This is a genomic window from Christiangramia aquimixticola, from assembly GCF_048285835.1.
Lineage (GTDB): Bacteria > Bacteroidota > Bacteroidia > Flavobacteriales > Flavobacteriaceae > Christiangramia > Christiangramia aquimixticola.
In genome coordinates this window covers 1-203 of record NZ_JBLVTL010000385.1, presented here as the reverse complement: position 1 = coordinate 203, position 203 = coordinate 1, and the positions used below count along the sequence as shown (strand labels likewise).

1 protein-coding gene is annotated in these 203 nt (G+C 44.3%); it reads right to left on the bottom strand.

All coding sequences use genetic code 11. The features are described 5' to 3' along the window. Positions 1 to 203, bottom strand: a 203-nt coding sequence (locus tag ACNKXV_RS14960) for a hypothetical protein (RefSeq protein WP_417908480.1), incomplete at both ends; no start/stop codon positions are given.

Here is a 203-nt window from a genome sequence, read left to right as displayed (position 1 = left end):
AGTTACAGCATCCACTACCGGTGGAGTCGTATCTTCTACCGTTACAGAAATCGTCTTTTGCGTTGGATTCCCATTATTATCAGTTACAGTTAAAGTAATATCGAAGGTGCCTACATCAGAACAGTCGAAACTGGTTTGACTCAATACCTCACTGGCAATACCACAGGCATCACTACTAGCAGCATTCAACACATCGGCCACCG